Annotated in this window: 19 protein-coding genes; 10 read left to right on the top strand and 9 right to left on the bottom strand. The window is 64.2% G+C overall.

The annotated features are described in order from the left end of the window. A partial coding sequence (locus tag ACTHL0_RS22650; RefSeq protein WP_440569187.1) for an efflux RND transporter periplasmic adaptor subunit occupies positions 1-829 on the bottom strand: 829 nt, incomplete at its 3' end. A gap of 269 nt (positions 830-1098) precedes the next feature. Between ACTHL0_RS22650 and ACTHL0_RS22645 the strand changes: the two genes are divergently transcribed. Continuing rightward, on the top strand, positions 1099-1710 hold the full coding sequence (locus ACTHL0_RS22645; protein WP_440569181.1) for a TetR/AcrR family transcriptional regulator: 612 nt from the start codon (positions 1099-1101) through the stop codon (positions 1708-1710). 36 nt (positions 1711-1746) lie between these two features. Here the strand turns inward: ACTHL0_RS22645 and ACTHL0_RS22640 are convergent, their stop codons facing one another. From ACTHL0_RS22640 to ACTHL0_RS22615, 6 genes are all read right to left on the bottom strand, one after another. Further along, complete coding sequence (locus ACTHL0_RS22640; RefSeq protein WP_440569185.1) at positions 1747-1956, bottom strand: DUF2795 domain-containing protein; 210 nt, start codon at positions 1954-1956, stop codon at positions 1747-1749. An 89-nt stretch (positions 1957-2045) separates the two neighbouring features. Next, positions 2046-2309, bottom strand: a complete 264-nt coding sequence (locus ACTHL0_RS22635; protein WP_440569179.1) for a hypothetical protein — start codon at positions 2307-2309, stop codon at positions 2046-2048. Between the two features lie 122 nt (positions 2310-2431). After that, on the bottom strand, positions 2432-3769 hold the full coding sequence (locus ACTHL0_RS22630) for a C45 family autoproteolytic acyltransferase/hydolase (protein ID WP_440569177.1): 1338 nt from the start codon (positions 3767-3769) through the stop codon (positions 2432-2434). A gap of 153 nt (positions 3770-3922) precedes the next feature. After that, positions 3923-5656 (bottom strand): ClcB-like voltage-gated chloride channel protein, encoded by a 1734-nt coding sequence (locus ACTHL0_RS22625; protein ID WP_440569176.1) that lies wholly within the window; start codon positions 5654-5656, stop codon positions 3923-3925. A 124-nt stretch (positions 5657-5780) separates the two neighbouring features. Next, positions 5781-6515 (bottom strand): glutathione S-transferase, encoded by a 735-nt coding sequence (locus ACTHL0_RS22620; RefSeq protein ID WP_440569174.1) that lies wholly within the window; start codon positions 6513-6515, stop codon positions 5781-5783. A gap of 125 nt (positions 6516-6640) precedes the next feature. Then, entirely contained in the window at positions 6641-7717 is a 1077-nt protein-coding gene (locus tag ACTHL0_RS22615; protein ID WP_440569172.1) for a YeiH family protein, read from the bottom strand. A 114-nt stretch (positions 7718-7831) separates the two neighbouring features. On the opposite strand from ACTHL0_RS22615, the gene ACTHL0_RS22610 reads away from it, so the two are divergent. The 7 genes from ACTHL0_RS22610 (at position 7832) to ACTHL0_RS22580 (ending at position 14825) form a co-directional block, all read left to right on the top strand. After that, positions 7832-8737 carry a LysR substrate-binding domain-containing protein gene (locus tag ACTHL0_RS22610; RefSeq protein ID WP_440569170.1) on the top strand — a complete coding sequence of 302 codons (906 nt, stop codon included), beginning with the start codon at positions 7832-7834 and terminating at the stop codon, positions 8735-8737. 160 nt (positions 8738-8897) lie between these two features. Then, a complete protein-coding gene (locus tag ACTHL0_RS22605; RefSeq protein WP_440569168.1) occupies positions 8898-9686 on the top strand; it encodes a sugar phosphate isomerase/epimerase family protein in 789 nt (262 codons plus the stop codon). 71 nt (positions 9687-9757) lie between these two features. Further along, positions 9758-10711: a sugar kinase gene (locus ACTHL0_RS22600; RefSeq protein WP_440569167.1), complete on the top strand. Its 954-nt coding sequence runs from the start codon at positions 9758-9760 to the stop codon at positions 10709-10711. A gap of 52 nt (positions 10712-10763) precedes the next feature. Next, on the top strand, positions 10764-12050 hold the full coding sequence (locus ACTHL0_RS22595; protein ID WP_440569165.1) for an MFS transporter: 1287 nt from the start codon (positions 10764-10766) through the stop codon (positions 12048-12050). Between the two features lie 5 nt (positions 12051-12055). Then, positions 12056-13045 (top strand): 2-hydroxyacid dehydrogenase, encoded by a 990-nt coding sequence (locus tag ACTHL0_RS22590; RefSeq protein WP_440569163.1) that lies wholly within the window; start codon positions 12056-12058, stop codon positions 13043-13045. A gap of 212 nt (positions 13046-13257) precedes the next feature. Beyond that, positions 13258-14340 carry a LacI family DNA-binding transcriptional regulator gene (locus ACTHL0_RS22585; RefSeq protein WP_440569161.1) on the top strand — a complete coding sequence of 361 codons (1083 nt, stop codon included), beginning with the start codon at positions 13258-13260 and terminating at the stop codon, positions 14338-14340. 119 nt (positions 14341-14459) lie between these two features. After that, the gene (locus tag ACTHL0_RS22580) at positions 14460-14825 is read left to right on the top strand and encodes a DUF3022 domain-containing protein (RefSeq protein ID WP_440569159.1); all 366 of its coding nucleotides are present in this window, start codon (positions 14460-14462) and stop codon (positions 14823-14825) included. A gap of 62 nt (positions 14826-14887) precedes the next feature. Here ACTHL0_RS22580 and ACTHL0_RS22575 read toward each other — a convergent pair whose 3' ends face one another. Both ACTHL0_RS22575 and ACTHL0_RS22570 read right to left on the bottom strand, forming a co-directional pair. Beyond that, positions 14888-15328 (bottom strand): PGDYG domain-containing protein, encoded by a 441-nt coding sequence (locus tag ACTHL0_RS22575; RefSeq protein WP_440569158.1) that lies wholly within the window; start codon positions 15326-15328, stop codon positions 14888-14890. 142 nt (positions 15329-15470) lie between these two features. After that, entirely contained in the window at positions 15471-15965 is a 495-nt protein-coding gene (locus tag ACTHL0_RS22570) for a Spy/CpxP family protein refolding chaperone (protein WP_440569157.1), read from the bottom strand. A gap of 323 nt (positions 15966-16288) precedes the next feature. On the opposite strand from ACTHL0_RS22570, the gene ACTHL0_RS22565 reads away from it, so the two are divergent. Next, entirely contained in the window at positions 16289-16753 is a 465-nt protein-coding gene (locus tag ACTHL0_RS22565; protein WP_440569156.1) for an Lrp/AsnC family transcriptional regulator, read from the top strand. 230 nt (positions 16754-16983) lie between these two features. After that, positions 16984-18081, top strand: coding sequence for a saccharopine dehydrogenase C-terminal domain-containing protein (locus tag ACTHL0_RS22560; RefSeq protein ID WP_440569155.1), 1098 nt, complete (start codon positions 16984-16986; stop codon positions 18079-18081). Positions 18082-18159 lie beyond the last annotated feature (78 nt).

The raw sequence follows: 18159 nt of genomic DNA, 5'->3' as shown, positions 1-18159 counted from the left end.
AGTCGAAGGCGATTAGCGCCGACATGCCGAGCCGTAACTGAGGGTCCGGCGCGACCAACTTCAGCTTGACGCGGTAGGTGCGCATCTGCTGATCGGCGGCCGGCGAGATCTCGCGTACGCGCGCGATGAATGGCTGACCGGGCAGCGCGGGCAGCGAAACATGGGCCACGGCGCCGACGGCCAACGCCGCAAGCGCACTTTCGGGGGCATCGCAGACGACATCCACATCGCCCGACCATGCGAGACCATAGACGGCTTGTCCGCTGCTGACATTTTGGCCGGTATCGGCTTGTTCGGCGGTGATGACGCCGGCATGGTCGGCGATGAGCGCCGCGTAATCGAGTTGATTGCGCGCCAGCGCGAGTTGCGCTTGCGCCGCGTCGCGCTGCGCGGCGGCCGAGGCATACGCATCCTGCGTCTGCTCCAGTTGGGACGGCGCAATCAGCTTTTCGCTCGCTTGGGCGCTGTCCCGATCGAGCTGCTGCTTCGCATAGACGAGCCGGTGCTGCGCACTCTCCACTTGAGCTTGCGCGTTGGCCAGGCTCTTTTGCAAGTCGGCCGGATCGAGTCGCGCAACGATTTGCCCGGCTTTGACGACATCGCCCAGCCGCACGTCGCGCTCGATGATTTTGCCGCCTACGCGAAACGAGAGCGGCGTGCTGTAGCGCGCTTCGATATCGCCCGGCAGGCTGGCTTGAGGCGGGACGCCGTCAGGGTGGATCGCCACCGCGACAACAGGCCGCGGCGGCGCCGCTTCGGGAGCGCGTTTGCCGCATCCCGCGAGCGTCAGGGCACCACAAACGGCGGCGGCGGCGCCGTACCGGCGGATCGCCGGGCGGGAGACGAAGTGGAATAAACCGCCGAACTGCGCACGCGCCTGAGCAGGCGCGTCAAGACCGGGACGAATCACAATGACCCCAAAAGCAGAAGAAGTAGGGCGAACCGAGCAAGCGTGTCGGGCTTGCATGGCAAAGGCACGCGGCACGCGATGGGTGCGTCGCTCGAGCCTCGTCAAAACTACAGGGGCGGATTCTAATACAGATCTGTATCTGAATGCAAAGTCGGATCGAAGCGAACAGGAGTGCTAAACTTCGCATCATGAAACGCAAACGCTTGACTCGAGAAGAAAGCAAGGAGCAGACGCGCCTGCGTCTGCTTGACGCTGCGCAGACGATTTTCATGAAGAAGGGCTTCGTGGCCGCGAGCGTCGAAGACATCGCCGAAGCCGCGGGCTATACCCGAGGGGCGTTCTATTCGAACTTCCGAAGTAAGCCGGAGCTGTTGATGGAGCTCTTGCGGCGCGATCACGAGCGGATGCAGGTCGATTTGCAGTCGATCATCCAGGAAGGGGTGCCGCGCGAAGAGATGGAAGGCCGCGCGCTGGCGTTCTACAGCCAGTTTTTTCGTGAAAACGACTGCTATCTGCTGTGGGCTGAGGCCAAACTGCTGGCCACGCGCGATGCAAAGTTCCGGGCGCGCTTCAATGCGTTCTCGAGAGAGAAGCACATCTTCTTCACGGAATACGCCCGCCTCTTTTCGGAGCGTGTCGGCACCCCGTTGCAAATGCCGGCCGAGGTGTTGGCGCTCGGGCTCATTGCGCTATGCGAAGGCGTTGAAGCGTTTCGCGCCTGCGATCCACAGCACGTTACCGACGATCTGGCCGAAGCCGTCCTGGGCGGCTTTTTTTCGAAGGCGGTTTTCGGCCGATGATCGCAGCACGCGCGGCGGCTGCGCGGGAAGAGGCATTCATAACCCAAGCCCCGGCCCGTAGTTGCTGCCGATGAACCGCGTCACATCGTCGACGTTCGTGTAATCCTGCTCGGGCAGGCCATCGAGAATGGCGAGCAGCTCGTTGCTGGCACCCGCGTCGCGCGCGGCGTCGACGATCCGGTCCTTGTTGGCCGGATAGCGAACCGCGTGCAGCACATCGGCGATCTGCAAGTCGATCGCCTCCATGGGCACCGAAGATAGATCGGGCGCCGTTGACGAAGCCTCGCTGGCCGGTGCCCCGGCAGCCCGCTCACGCCGTGCTTTGCCGGGCGCGCTCACGTGCGCGCCTGCCGTTCGTGCGCGGCGAAGCGATTCGCCAGCTCGTGCTGCTTGGGCAGCTTGATGCGCTGCCAGCGTCCGGCCTTTACCGCCGGGTCCACAATCACTTCCGGGGCAGGCGGGGCGACGGGAGCCGCGTTGGCCCGCGCGGCCGCCAGGGCAGCGTGCGCGGTGGCGCTGTCGAATTTGCCGGTATGAATCGGTGCCGCGAAGCACGAAGCCGAGAGCAATGCCATGGTTGTCAGTGTCGAGACTTTCATCGCTCGACCTCCTTCTCGATAGGGCGTGCCGTCGATGCATTCGGCGCGAACGGCGAATCGCCGACGCTTGCCGATACACCTCCCAGCACACCTCGTGCCTGGGCCGCGCGAAAGTCGCGGTCCTAACGCAGCACCTCGAAGCGCGTCCATGGCCACGAAGGCCGGTCGCGCATATAACCGTTGAGCCAATTCCACTGCGGATGGCGTTTCATGAACGCCTGGGCGTCGAAGGGCTTGCCGCATGGATGGCCCCAACGCGCCCAAAATGCGAGATCGCGCGCCATCTCGCTATCGACGACCTTGCCGTCGTGCGCGCCCCACGGATTGAACGGACCGAGATCCGAAGCGCCCGTGCGCGCATCGTCGAGTTCCAGGTGTCCGCAGATCGTGCGCGAACAAGGGTGGTCGTCGCGGTCGAGATAGACATCGCGGTGGTCCGCGATCATCTGCTTGGCCACTTCGACATCGATCTTGCCGTGGTGTAACTCGGCCAACTGCATGAACCGCAGGCGGCGCGCACCGTTTTTGCGCACATCGGCGTTGTCGTCGCCTTCGCCCACGCATTCTTCGCTTCGGATCCTGGCATCGGCCGCGGTGTTGTAGCCGCTGTAAAAGCCGTCCTTCGTGCTTTCGAACGCCGAACGATGCAATCCGAGCTCGTAGCGCGCGATTTCTCCCGTCTTGGTATCGCCGAGCAACCAGCTGTTCGCGTAGCCGCCATTGTTCGATAGCGCAAACATCTCGCACCAGTCGCCGATGCTGTTGGCGTACTGGGTGGCGCGTCTCGAGCGGTAGAACTCGGGGGCGCCCGCGCTGTTGTAGCCGGCGAAATCCGAGATCGTCGTTTCGGTGATCATGAGCCCGGCGGACGTCAGCCAGAAGTCCGTCAGACTCGAAATACAGCCCGGTAACCCTTGCATCAAAATCCGATGGCCGGAATCGGGCACGATGTCGAATACAACGTTGAAGGCATCGCCGGTGGGGTAGCGATCCCATGAGTTATGCGCCATGACGATGCGTCCGTCATGCGTGGCGCTGCCCGTCGCGATAAATGCGCTGCAGGGATGGCCGCGCCGCGCCACCCAAGGTTTTTCCCCGAGCCGCGGCTCGCGTGCCACCGCCTGGGCGGGCCACCAGCTTTGGAGCAAATCCATATAGCCGTTCCACGCGAGCACTTCGTCGAAACTCAGCTTCGCGCCGTCGGCGATCCCCTGGATTTCGTCGGCGAACTCCGTGTCGAGCTTCGACGCGAATTGCGAGACGGCCGCTTTCGCGAACGTCTCGAATTCTTCTCCCGTGTCCCAGCGCGCGAGATACTTCGCGGTGCGGATCGCGTTCTTGATTTCGTTGGCAAGCAACTGACCGTGCTGTTCGCCGCGATCGTACGGTTCTCCTTCGATATGCACGAAAATCCAACCCGCGTGGTCGCGACGCACGGCGTCGAGGGACGGTTCGCTCATCTTCGCTCCGGATCGTCTCAACGATCGAAAGGGCTGCGCTCGGCGCGCCTCGGGGCGGCGCGCGGCGGGCTCGGCGGCCTGCTTTTCATTGTAGAAAATATGTGGCGCTTTTCCATTGCAGCAAGCGCGGGCCGCGAGGCTTTTGTGATCGCGCTAGATAGCGGGATTCATCCGACGGTAGGCGTCGAGCAGGGTGGTTTTGTAGACGGCGCCGACGAGGGTCGGCGCTTCGGCGCTCGCCACGACGGGCAGCCGTTCGCCCTGGAACGCGAGGAAGCGCTGCAAGGCGACGCCGATCGGCATATCGGGCGTCAGCACCGCAAATTCCGGCTGGAGGTAGTCGGCGGCGGTGCGGTTCGACGTGTCGCGCTTATCCAGTAAGTCGGAGGTGATGTCCTTGAGCGCGACGACACCGCGGAAATGCCCGGACTCGTCGGTGACATACAGGTACTTCACCGGGTATTCGAGAAAAACGCGGGTCATGTCCCGGACGCTGGCGTCGAGCCGGACGACCGTTCCGGCCGGCTTGACGAGCTCGCGTACCTGGGCCGCGCGCAGCCGCGTGCGCTCCTGCTCGTCGGCATGGCGGCGCAGCGTGATCTCGTACATCGACGTCTTGTTGATCGCGCGGGCGACGAAATACGCGACGACGCATGACAACATCAGCGGCAAGACCACCTGATAGCTGAGCGTCATCTCGAAGATCATGAGGATCGCCATGAGCGGCGCCTGGGTGGCGCCGGCGAGGAACGCGCCCATGCCGACCATCGCGTAGGCGAACGCCGCCGAAGTGCCATGCGGCCACCAGCCATGGACGGCCAGACCGAACAGCGACCCGAGCGTCGCGCCGACGAACAGTGTGGGCGTAAACACCCCGCCGACAGCCCCGGAGCCCACGGTGGCCGCCGTGGCGATGATCTTGCTCGCGAGCACGACGACGAGCGCGGTCCAGGTCCACGGCGAGTGCAGGATCGAATTGACGACGCTGTAGCCGTTGCCCCAGACCTCGGGCACCCACACGGAGACAATACCGACCACGAGCCCGCCGAGCCCGAGCCGGATGGGCAAGGGCAGCGGCAGACGTTTGAAATGGGATCGCGACGATTCGATCAGGTGCAGGAACTGCGGCGCCACGGCGCCGCACAGCAGCCCAAGCGCGACGAACAGCAGGACCTCGGGGCCGGCGATAGCCGGAAATTCGGGCATCTCGTAGGGCGGCTTATAGCCCGAAAACTCGCGCATGACGATGTTGGCCACCACAGAGGACACCAGTAGCGGCCCGAAGTTTTCCATCGCGATCGAGCCGAGCACGATCTCGGTGACGAAAAACGCGCCGGCGATCGGCGCGCTATAGGCGGACGTGATCCCGGCCGCGGCCCCGCATGCGACGAGCAGGCGTAGCCGGGGCGGATCGAAGTGGACCCAGCGGCCGACGATGGAGCCGGCCAGCGCGGCGAGCTGCACCATCGGCCCCTCGCGGCCGATCGAACCGCCGAAACCGATCGTAAACAGCGAGGACACGCTGCGCCAGGCGCTTTCCCAGAAAGGGACGACCCCATCGCCGATACCGATCGCTTCCATGTAATCGGAATGCGCATGCTTATCGGCGCGGCGGCGCGCCAGGATCAAGAAGTAGCCGGCAATGAGGCCGCCCGCGGCGGGGAGCCAAAGCCGCACCGTCCAAGGCAGCGCATGCGCCATCGCCACGAAGCTGCCGCTGCGGCCGGAAAGGGCCCATTGAAAGGCATCGATCGCATGACGGAACGCCACGGTCGCGAAGGCGCCGAGCACGCCGACGACGACGGCCCAAAGGAGCATCGTATGGGCCTCGGAGAGGCGAAACAACGATTGGGCGCGTGTGCGCAGTCGAAGCAGGAATGAAAGCACGGAGAAACCGTCAGCTCGGGGTTCGATGATTTTGGGGCGAGCGCAAGGATAGCATCGGCCAGGGGCCGGCAAGCGCCCCGGTCGTCTCGATCCATAACGTAGTGGGATTCTGTCGCGGCAACGTTCAGTGTCCGGTCATGTCGAGTTCCGGGTAATGCCGGAAAATGCCGCTTTCGTTGAACGGCAAACGGCGTTCTGAAGCCAGATAGGCGGCGATGTTCGGCAGCGCCGCGACGGCATCGCGCAGGGCCGTCAGGCGCGGGTAGTTCAGCGCGAAGCGCGCGGTCGCCCGCGGGAAGGCGTAGCGGAGCCCCTCGATCAGCTGGAACATCGACAAATCGGCATAGGTGAGCGAATCGCCCGCGAGGTGACGCTCCCCATCGGGGTTTTGCGCGAGCACCCGTTCGAAGTAGCGCATGAACTTCGGCAAGCGATGCCTGAGAAAATCGGTCGCGCGCGCTTTTGCCGGGGCGGTTTGGTCTTCGTAGTACTGACCGGTCGCAATCGGGTGATGCGTGTCGTGCGCCTCGGTCACCATGTCGGCGATCGTCAGTTGCAGGCTGTGTACGATGTAGGCCTGATCGCCTTTGGGTGCGAGGCCGAGTTTGGGCCCGAGGTACAGCAGGATGTTGGCCGTTTGCGAGACGATCAATTCGCCGTCCTTGAGGAAGGGCGGGGCGAACGGTATGAATGGGGCGGTCTTGCTGTTCATGAGCGCCGTGATCGCCGATTCGCCCTGGCCTTCGTCATCGCCGCCACGCGCGATGTCGACGTAGGGCGCCTGCGCCTGCTCCAGCGCGAGCCGGACGAATTCCCCTCGGCCTTGCAAGCCGTCCCAGTAATAGAGTTCATAAGGCATCTGCTTCTCCCAAAAGCGGCGCGTGCCGCGCCTCAATGATCGCTCCCGAACGAGGGAGCGGCAACGAAAGAGGGACGGCACGCGCCATGCCTGAGGCCCGGCGCTCGCAAAGTTCGAGCGGCGATTCAAGCGAAAACGCGCTGGACACCCCACGTGATGGCCAAGCCGCCGGCGATAAGCCACACATACAGAATGAAACCCGTCGCCAATGCACGCGGGCCGGCCTTGCGCACCTGCGCGATGTGCGTTTCGATGCCGAGCGCCGTCATCGCCATGGTCAGCGCAAACGTATCGACCGCATTCAAGGCTTGTGTCGCCATGCCCGGCAGGACGTGCAGCGAATTCGCGAGCACGCAAGCCAGGAATCCCAGCGCAAACCATGGCACCGCCAGCTTGCGCGGGGCATGGGCCGGACCCGCTCTGCGGCCCGCATCGCGGCGAGCCTGGCGCGCGAGCCAAAGGCCGAGCGCGAGCAGCACGGGCACGAGCAGCATGACGCGCGTCATGTTGCCGATCGTTGCGATGTGCGTGGCTTCAGGGCTGACGTTGCTGGCGGCGCCTACCACCTGGGCCACTTCGTGAATCGTACCGCCGAAGAACAAGCCGGCGCCGAGCGTGTCGAGGTGCAGCCAGCCGGCGTGGTACATGAGTGGGTAGAGGAACATCGACAACGTGCCGAACAGCACGACGCTGCCTACGGCGACGGCGCTCTTTTCCGGCTTGGATTGCAGCGTCGATTCGAAGGCGAGCACGGCGGCGGCGCCGCAAATCGCGCTGCCGGCCGCATTAAGAATGGCGGTGTCGCGATCGAGCTTCATGACCTTCATGCCGAGCCAAGTGCCGAGCAGCAGTGTGCTGATCACAACGAGCACGGACACCGTCAGCCCGGGCAGGCCGACCTGCGCGATTTCCTGCAAGCTCACGCGCAGCCCGAAAAATGCCACGGCGATGCGCAGCAGCTTGCGCGCGGAAAAGTTGACACCGGCAGCCCAGTGAGCCGGCAGGCCGGCACGCAGCGTATTGCCGTAGAGGGCGCCGGCCACGATGCCGACGATCAGCGGGCTGATCCCGAGCCCCGCGATGGCGGGCAAAGCGGCGAGCCGCGTAACGGCCGCCGCGAACAGCCCCACGAACAAGATGCCGTTGAGCTGGCCATGGGAAACTCGCTGCGAGGGCGTGGACAAAGTAGACGTATGGGACATCTCGGGTGCCTCTTTGGGCAGGGTTTTGATGGCCTAATCCTAAGTGACATATAAGCTTATGAGAAATCGTCATTTGTGACGTAATATATCGGCTGATCCGATATTTCTTTCAAGATGACTGCCGATCAACTGATAACGTTCGCCGCTGTCGCGGAGCGCTTGAACATCAGCCGCGCGGCCGACGCCCTGCATTTGTCGCAGCCCGCTGTCTCGGGGCAACTGCGCCAGTTGCAGGATGAGTTCGGCGAACCGCTTTACCGGCGCGATGGCCGGGGCATTCGGCTGACGCCCAGCGGGGCCCAGCTCGCCGAATACGCCGTCAAGCTGCGCGACACCTTCCGGCAGGCGCATGCCTATCGCGATGCGCTACGCGGAGTGGCGCGCGGCACGCTGCGGATCGCCGCAAGCACGACGATCGCGAGCTATTTGCTGCCATACCTCATCGCTGACTTTCAACGCCGATACCCCGAAGTCGACGTTCAAACCGCCGGCGGCAATACCGGAGAAATCGTGGCGTCGCTGCCGTCGCTCGATATCGCCATGATCGAAGGGCCGATCGGCGCGGATTTGCCTGAAGGCACCGGCGTGCGCGTCTGGCGCGAGGACGAAATCGTCGCGATCGTGCCGCGCGGCCATCCGTTGAGCGCGTGCGCGTCGCAGCGGGGCGCCGCCCCGACGCTGGCCGAGGTGGCGGCTTACCCGCTCGTCATACGCGAAGAGGGGTCGGGGGTGCGGCAGTTCCTCGAACAGTCGTTCGACGCAGCCGGCGTCAACATGCAGGTGGCATTGGCCGTGGCGGGCGTCGAGGGCGTGAAGGAAGCCGTCAGGGCTGGCATGGGCGTCGGGTTCGTTTCTGCAATGGCGATGCGCCATGAAGACGGGGCGCTCGCGCAATTGTCGATCGCGCCGATGGCGTTGACCCGTCATTTCTCGATTCTGGTGCCGCATGAAGGTGCGCCCTCGCGTGTCACGTCGGGTTTCCTGGCGCTATGCACGGGCGAAGCTGAGGTCGTCGTGTAAGTCCGGCTGAGCGAGCGAACGCCGGCAAAACGACGAACAGAAGAGCGTGAACAGGCCCTAGGGATTTCCATGATGGCGTGATGCTTGACGACGAGCGCAAGATCACGCTCGTCGAGCCGCCGCTCGATTTTTTGATGATAATTTGGAACCGGTTCCATCCATGTCAAATACGACACCCTTGGACACACCGCAGATCGCGATGGTGGCGAGCGCATTCGGCGCGCAGGCCGTACGTCAACGCGGCCATGCGCGTTGGGTCGATACGGCCGCGAATGCGGGGGCGGCCGGCTTCGAAATCCGGCGCGAATTGTTCACGCACGAGGCCGAGGCCTCCTTCGAGGCGCTGCATGCGCTCGGCGTCGCCGTGGCCGCGCGTGGTATGTGGGCGGTCTATTCGACGCCGGTCGAGCTCTATCGCGACGACGGCACGCTTAACTCGACGGCGCTCGCCCTCGCGTTTGCCGAGGCCGATGTGCTGGGGGCGCGATGGGTCAAGCTGCAGTTGGGCGGGTTTGCAGGGAACGCGTACGCGGCCATGATTGCTCGTCTGGGGGCCGGCCGTCAGGCGCGGCTCGTCGTCGAAAACGGTCAACGGGAACGAGGCGGCACGATTGCACAGTTCGTCGCCCTCTTTGCGGCGCTCGAGCGGGAAGGCGAGGCCAATGCGCTCGGCATGACCTTCGATATCGGCAATTGGGCGTGGGCGGGGCAGGCGCCGCTCGAGGCGGCCGATGCCCTGGCGGCTCACGTCGAATACGTACACTGCAAATCGTCCGAAGGCGAAGGGGAGAGACGGTTTCCGGTCGCGCCCGCGTGCGACGATGCCGCGTTCCAAGCCGTCCTCCATAAGCTGCCGCGCCGCGCGCCGCGCGGCATCGAGTTTCCGCTGGACGAGGCGGCGCCGGAAGCCGATGCGCGCCGTGCGGTCGCCTGGCTGGCTTCGGTATAAATCCGGCGCGCGTTCGTGACGAAAGACGAGCGTGTTGCGCGTTTCGATGTTAACAAGGCAAGGAGTCATTGATGTCTTTCCCGCTCGACGTTTTGACCTACGGTGAGGCCATGGCGCTATTCGTCGCCGACGAGCCGGGCCCGCTCGCCACAGTCGACCATTTCACGAAACGCATCGCTGGCGCGGATCTGAACGTGGCGATTGGTTTGTCGCGGCTCGGCTTTGGCGTGGGCTATATCAGCCGGGTCGGCGCGGACGCGTTCGGGCGTTACGTGCTCGATACCCTGACGAGCGAACGGATCGACGCGAGCCACGTCAGCGTCGATAGCCGCTATCCGACCGGCTTTCAGCTGAAGTCGAAGGAAACCGGCGGGCGCGATCCGAGCGTCGAGTATTTCCGCAAAGGATCGGCCGCGAGCCATCTGTCGGTCGACGATTACGATCAAGCGTATGTGAGCGCCGCGCGTCATCTGCACTTGACGGGCGTAGCACCCGCGATCTCGGGCTCATCCCGGGATTTGGCTTTTCGGCTTGCCGAATCGATGCGTGCCGCGGGCAAGACGATTTCGTTCGACCCGAATCTGCGTCCGACGCTATGGCCCTCGCGCGAGGCGATGGCGGCAACGCTCAATGCACTGGCTGCGCTGTCCGATTGGGTCCTGCCCGGGCTCGGTGAAGGTTTGGCGCTGACGGGCTACGATACGCCCGAAGACATCGCCCGGTTTTACCTCGATGCGGGCGCCCGCGGCGTGGTGGTCAAGCTGGGCGCGCAGGGGGCCTATTTCCAAACGGCCGACGAGTCGGGCTACGTGGCGGCGCAGCCGGTGGAGCATGTCGTCGATACAGTGGGCGCCGGCGATGGATTTGCCGTTGGCGTTGTCAGTGCGTTGCTCGAAGGGCGCGACTTGCGAACCGCCGTCGCGCGCGGCAACCGCATCGGCGCTTTGGCGATTCAGGTGATCGGCGATTCGGAGGGACTGCCCGGACGCGCGGAATTGGACAGGATGGAAGCGATGACCGTGTAGGATCGCGCGGCCATTCGACATGCAAACCATGCACTACATGGAGGAGACAACGATGCCCGCAACGATTGCGCCTCGCCGGTGGTGGACGATCATGCCGATCGTCTTCATCACCTATAGCCTCGCTTATCTGGACCGTGCGAATTTCGGATTCGCCGCGGCCGCCGGTATCAACAAGGATCTTGGCATCAGCCCGGCGCTGTCGTCGCTGATCGGCGCGCTCTTTTTTCTCGGCTACTTTTTCTTCCAGATCCCCGGTGCCATCTATGCGGAACGACGCAGCGTGCGACGGCTCGTCTGCGTGAGCCTCGTCCTCTGGGGCGGCTGCGCGGCGCTGACCGGGCTCGTCAGCAGTGTCACAGGGTTGATCGCGTTGCGGTTCCTGCTCGGCGTGGTCGAGGCTGCCGTCATGCCGGCGATGCTGATCTTCATCAGCAATTGGGTCACGAAAGCCGAGCGATCGCGCGCGAATACATTCCTGATTCTCGGGAATCCGGTCACGGTGCTCTGGATGTCGGTCGTCTCCGGTTATCTCGTGCACGCATTCGGCTGGCGCGAGATGTTCGTGGCGGAAGGGGCGCCGGCGATCGTCTGGGCCGTGTGCTGGTGGTTCATGGCGCGTGACAAGCCGAGCGACGTGACGTGGCTCGCGGATCACGACAAGCACGCGCTCGCGGCCACGCTGGCTGCCGAGCAAGCGGCGATCAAACCCGTGCGCAACTACGCCGAAGCCTTCCGTTCGCCCGCAGTCATCAAGCTGTGCGCGCAGTATTTTTGCTGGAGCATCGGCGTGTACGGCTTCGTGCTGTGGCTGCCTTCCATCCTGAAGAACGGGTCGACCCTCGGCATGGTCGCGACGGGCTGGCTCTCGGCGCTGCCGTATCTGATGGCCACGATCGCCATGCTCGCCGCGTCCTGGGCCTCCGACAAACTCGATCTCCGCAAGGCCTTCGTCTGGCCGTTCCTGCTGGTCGGAGCCGCCGCGTTCGCCGCGTCCTATGCGCTCGGCTCGACGCACTTTTGGTGGTCCTACGCGTTGCTCGTCGTGGCGGGCGCCGCCATGTACGCGCCGTACGGGCCATTCTTCGCCATCGTCCCCGAGTTGCTGCCGAAAAACGTGGCCGGCGGGGCGATGGCGCTCATCAACAGCATGGGCGCGCTCGGCTCGTTCGTCGGCTCTTATGTCGTCGGTTACCTGAACGGCACGACGGGTTCGCCGGCGGCTTCGTATGCCTTCATGAGCGCCGCGCTCGTGGCGGCGGTTCTGCTGACGCTCGCGGTCAAAGCGCAGCCGGCCGGCGAGGCGCTGCTTGGTGCGCGTGCGCACGCTCAGGGAAAGTGAATCGAATGCAGCCCGTGATCGTCGTCTACAAGCCATTGCCGCAAGACGTGCTCGATGATTTGCGCCGGCATGCGCAAGTCGTCGTATGCGAACCCGCTCCCGGCCAGGCTCGCGAAGCATTCAGCGTCGCCCTTGGCGATGCCCTTGTCCATGCCGATGGTGCAATCGGCGCAAGCGTCAAGATCACGCCGGAGATGATTGCCCGGGCGCCGCGGCTCAAGGCGATTTCGACGATCTCCGTGGGCGTGGACAACTTCGATCTGGCCGATTTGACCCGCCGCGGCATCGTTCTCGCGCATACGCCCGACGTCCTGACGGAATCCACGGCGGATACGGTGTTCGCACTGGTGCTGTCGACGGCGCGGCGTGTCGTCGAACTCGCCGAGTGGGTCAAGGCGGGGGCATGGCAGGGGAGCATCGGTCCGGAGCACTATGGCGTCGATGTGCACGGCAAGACGATCGGGATTGTCGGGCTGGGGCGCATTGGCGGGGCGCTCGCCCGGCGCGCGGCGCTCGGCTTTGGCATGCGTGTGCTGTATACGAACCGGCATGCGAACGAGACGGCCGAACGCACGTACGGTGCGACGCGCGTGGAGCTCAGCGAACTGCTGGCGCAATCGGATTTCGTGTGTCTGCAAGTGCCGCTGACGCCGCAAACGCGGCACATGATCGGCGCCGCGCAATTGCGTTCGATGAAACGCAGCGCGATCCTGATTAACGCTTCGCGCGGGGCGATCGTCGACGAAGCCGCGCTGATCGCCGCGCTTGCCGACGGCACCCTCGCGGGCGCGGGCCTCGACGTGTTCGAGCACGAACCGTTGATGGCCGATTCTCCGTTACTGGCCATGCGCAACGTCGTGGCCCTGCCGCATATCGGTTCGGCCACCCATGAGACACGCCATGCAATGGCGGCCTGCGCCGCCCGGAACCTTATCGATGCGCTTGCCGGGCGCCTGTCGCGCAACATCGCGAACCCCGAGGTGCTGGCCGTTTGATTGATGCGGCAGAGCGCTGTGCCCCCGGACGGGTGGTGCAGCGTGCGGTGCTGCGCTATGATGCCGCCACCGAACGATCGGCAAAGCGCGCCCCGGCGCGCTTTTGTCTATATGCGGCGAAGCGGCGGCCCTGCCGTGTATTCGCCTTTGACGAGGAGATCTCCCTTGATTCTCGCTTCTTTCGATACGCGCGCGCCGCGCGTCGCCGAACAATGAGCATCGTGCCCGTGGGCATGGCTCGCCGCGCCACGATCAGCGACGTCGCGCGCGAGGCCGGCACTGGCAAAACGAGCGTGTCGCGTTACCTGAACGGCGAGACGAATGTCTTGTCGTCGGACTTGCGCTTGCGCATTGAAGCGGCGATCAAGCGGCTCGACTACCGGCCGAATCAGATGGCGCGCGGTCTGAAGCGCGGACGCAATCGGCTGGTCGGGCTGCTCGTCGCCGACATCACGAACCCGTACACTGTCGGCGTGCTGCGCGGCGTCGAAGCCGCCTGCCACGCGCTCGGTTTGATGCCGCTCGTGTGCAACGCGGCCAACGAAGTGGAGATGGAACGGCGCTATTTGCAATTGATGACGACCTACCGCGTCGAAGGGGTCATCGTCAACGCGCTGGGCGTGGAGGAAGAGATGCTGCGGCCGGTGGGCGAGGGTGGCACGCCCGCCGTGCTCGTCGACCGTTCGATCGAAGGGCTCGCAGCCGATATGGTCGGACTCGACAACGGCGAGGCGGTGGCGCTCGGCATGCGGCATCTGCTCGACCAGGGATTCGACGATATTCGTTTCGTCGTGCAGCCGTACGAGCGCATCAGTTCACGGCGCCTGCGCGAGGCCGCGTTTCACGCGGCGCTCGAACAAGCCCAGCGCACGCGCAGTGACGGCGCGCCACCGCTGCAGGGTGAAACGGTCGTCCTCGATCTGGGCGATGAGCAAGCCGTTGCACAGACGCACGAGGCGCTTGACGCACACCTGGAAGCGGCGGCCGGGCGGGGCGGGCGGCGTGTGGCATACTTCGCGGCCAACGGGCCCGTCGCGCTGTCGCTCGCGCTGCATCTGCATGCCCGGTACGGCTCGCGGTGGCAAGAACGCGCGGCGTTGATGGTCATCGACGATTCCGAATGGGCGGAATTGATCGGCGTCACGGCGATCCGCCAGCCCACCTACTCGATCGGTTATCGTGCCGTGGAGTTCTTGCACGAGCGCATCGAGGGCGGGATCGAGCCGGCTCGCGAAGCGATGCTGCCGGGGGAACTCGTCATTCGCCGCTCCACGGCCTGGCGGGACGAAGATTGATCTTTACGGGGCGTGGGCGTGTCGCGCGTGCGTTTCCAAGGCGACGTGCGCGAGGCGGTGCGCCCATCGCCTGATCCACTATCGGCCCAGCATCGATACAGCATTGAGCGTCACTCACGATGGAACTTTACCGATTCGAATGCCCGAGCGCTGATATCGAAGCGCTTGCTCAGGTCGTCAGCGATCTGTTCCCCGAGCAAACGGTGTTTGCCGAGCGCGCGGGCGAGAACGGCACGCCGTACCTCGACGTGCAATGGGTGGCGATGCGATTCGGCACGACCGCGCGCCGCATGACGCTGACGGTGAGCGTCGCGGCGCCGGCTTTGACACGCTATCGCGCGTTGCCGACGCGTGCGCGGGCTCGCAGCTATGCGGTGCTGCGAGCGTATGTCGAGGCGGCGCTGGGTTCGCTGGAAGAGCAATATGCGGCAGGCCAAGCCGTGCCGCGAGAGGTGACGATCGAACTCGGCGATGAGTTTGCGTAGGGTGCGATGAGGTGTGGCTAGGTGTGGCGGGTGTTGCGAAGTGGCCGCATTGCTTTCGGCCGTTAGCCCGGCTCAGCGGCTCGATACACCTGGGCGAATCGATCGGCGCGCACGACACCATAATCGCCGGGCGCATATTGGAGTACCCAATCGCCGGCCATGCCGGTCAACACGTCGCCCGCGGCGCGCCGTGCCATCGAAAACGGCGCATCCATGCGCTTGGCCAGCACGACGGCCGGCCGATTCCGATAGCGGCCCGCTTCGCCGTGTGCAAGGCCGGTATCGGCCGATACATATTTCTCGTCGAAGCGCGTGCGCTCCACCACCCAGCGTGCACCGCCTGTGCCGGTGATCAGGGCATCGCCCGGCTCATAGCGGTTCGCACCTTCGAGGCTCATTAACGCGCCGCTTGCCAGCGCGAACTCGACGGTGACGATTTCGTCTTTCACGTATCGCTGTGCTGCGGGATCGGTGCGCAGGTCGATGTCTTTCAATTCGATCATGGGAAGCCAAGCAAACGTCAGAAAGGCGTGAGCGTAGCGGGAAACCGCGCCACGCGCACGTCTTTCGTTCGGCTGCCGGCCGTTCGGCCTGGCTCGTCCCAACCCGGTGGCAAGAGCGGCCCGCGGCCGGGGGCGAAGCGGGTTACTGCTGTGGAGGTTCGGCCGGCTTGGCACCGCGTCGGTCGTGCCCATGGTGATCGCTCACTTGTCGGAACGTCGTATCGGCCACCTTCTTTTGCTCCGGCGAGAAGCTGTTGTAGAGCGGCTCGAAGGCGTCGACGAGCTGCTTCATGTCGTCCGCGTGCGCTTGAGCGATTTCGGCGTATTGCTTCATGTTGTCGAGCGCCGACTGCGTTTGGCTTGCCTGCGTACGTTGCTGGAAGAGCCGGCTCATGTTCTGCGCATTGCTGCGCATGACGTCGGCGAACGCTTTCCATTGCGGCTCCTGGGCCGCCGTGATCTTCAGCTGCGAATGCAGAGACGCGATGCGCTCTTCGACATGTGCTTCACGTTTGGCCGCATGAGCCTGAGCGGGCGTGCTGGCCGCCATGCTCGAGGACGCTTGCGGCACCGATGCTTGCGCGAACGCGCCGCTCGTGGCGAGCGCGCACGCGAGAATGACGAATGTTCGTTTCATCGAAACTCCTGCAGTCGTGTGGACGAAGTCAAACCGGCGCAATAGCACCGGCTGATTGGACCCTGCATGCTTGTCGCATGTTCATCGGTCCGGCGACAGTTTAACCAGCCAACGGTGGCCGCACCGTATAGTGAGACATACGCTTACATCTGAAACGGGTCTGTTGTACGCCGCGTAGGCCCCGCGTGGCGGATTGCGAAAATCGCTTCGCGCGCGGCGGCGCACCGGCTATGCTCGAACTGGCCTACGTCCGCGTAAAAGCCGACAAAGCGCGGCGTGGGCGATAATCCAAGCCTTTCGTTCACGCCAGCCTCCTCGAATCGATGAGACCACCGCGCCTCGACCAACTCGACGAACTCGACCGTAACCTGCTGACGCTGTTGCAGGCGAATGCACGAGACAGTGTCGCGAATCTGGCTCGCCAACTCGGCGTAGCCCGCACGACAGTGCTGGCCCGCATCGAACGGCTCGAACGAATGCAAGTCATCGCCGGCTACGGCGTGCGGCTTGGCCAGGATGTGCTCGATGCCAGCATCAACGCCTATGTCGGCATTATTCTGGCGCCGAAGTTCGGCCCGAGCGCACTCAAGCGGCTCGAAAAGATGCCCGAAGTGCAGTTGCTATGCGCCGTCAGCGGCGAGTACGACTACGTGGCGTGGCTGCGTGCGGCCTCGCCCGATCGGCTTAACGAACTGCTCGATCAGATCGGCCAGCTCGAAGGCGTCGAGCGGACCACCACCTCCATCATCCTCGCCCGCAAGGTCGACCGCAGCGCGTTCGGGGCCTGAGTTTCGTCTCGGCGGTTCAGCCTGGCGCCGCGTTTCGGCTTGTTTCTGACGAAGTGTAGTGCTGCTTCGACGTTTTGACGAAAACCCGCGTCGAAACGCAGCACTTTGCGTCTATTTTCCGTTTTAGTCCCTTTCTACACTGTTTCGAACGCGACGCGAGGCTCAACGCGGCACCGCAAAAAAAGCGCTAATACGCGAACAACTCGAAACAGAAAACGAAGGAGAAACGCATGAAAGTAGCCATCGTCGGTGCAGGGCTGATTGGGCACACCATCGCCCATATGCTGCGAGAGACTGGCGACTACGAAGTCGTGGGATTCGATCGCGACAATCAAGCACTGGAGAAGCTGGCTCGCGAGGGCATCGCCACCGAGCGGGTGGATTCGGCCGATTCGAATGCGATTCGCGCTGCGGTGCAAGGCTTCGACGCGCTCGTCAATGCGCTGCCGTACTACCTCGCTGTGAACGTCGCCGCGGCGGCCAAGGCGGCCGGCGTGCACTACTTCGATTTGACCGAAGACGTGCGCGCCACGCATGCCATCCGTTCGCTGGCCGACGGCGCATCGCATGCGTTCATGCCGCAGTGCGGTCTTGCACCGGGCTTCATCGGGATTGCCGCACACGAACTGGCCAATCGCTTCTCGGAAATCCGTGAAGTGAAGATGCGCGTCGGCGCGTTACCGGAATTTCCGACGAACGCGCTGAAATACAACCTCACATGGAGCGTCGACGGCCTCATCAACGAGTATTGCCAGCCGTGCGAAGCGATCCGGGATGCGCGCACGCAATGGGTTCAGCCGCTGGAAGGGCTCGAGCACTTTTCGCTCGACGGCACCGAGTACGAAGCGTTCAACACATCGGGCGGTTTGGGCACGCTGTGCGAAACGCTGTCGGGACGCGTCGAATCGCTCGACTACAAATCGGTTCGCTACCCCGGCCATCGCGACCTCGTGAAGTTCCTGCTCGAGGATCTGCGCCTGGCGACCGACCGCGATACGCTCAAGACGATCATGCGCCGGGCCGTGCCGTCCACCTCCCAAGACGTCGTGCTGATCTTCGTGACTGTCACGGGCATGCGCGATGGCCAACTCGTGCAAGACGTCTTCACACGCAAGATTTTTGCGAAGACGGTCTGCGGGATGCCGATGAGTGCGATTCAAATTACGACGGCCGGCGCGATGTGCGCGGTACTGGACTTGTTCCGCGAAGGCAAGCTGCCGCAAAGCGGCTTCGTGCGCCAGGAGCAGGTTTCGCTGCACGACTTCCTCGATAACCGTTTCGGCCGGTTGTACGAAGGCGCGAGCCTCGATTCGATGGTCGTAGCCTGAGCATCGCCGCGGCTCAAAGGCCGCGGGGAGACGAATGCCTATCCGGCGTCGCGCCGGACCGAGGGCGACCTGAGAGAA

Origin of the sequence: Trinickia sp. (assembly GCF_051961175.1) — a bacterium.
In the GTDB taxonomy this organism is placed as follows: Bacteria; Pseudomonadota; Gammaproteobacteria; order Burkholderiales; family Burkholderiaceae; genus Trinickia.
Note: the sequence above shows the minus strand (reverse complement) of the source record. Positions and strands in the feature narration are given on the sequence as shown.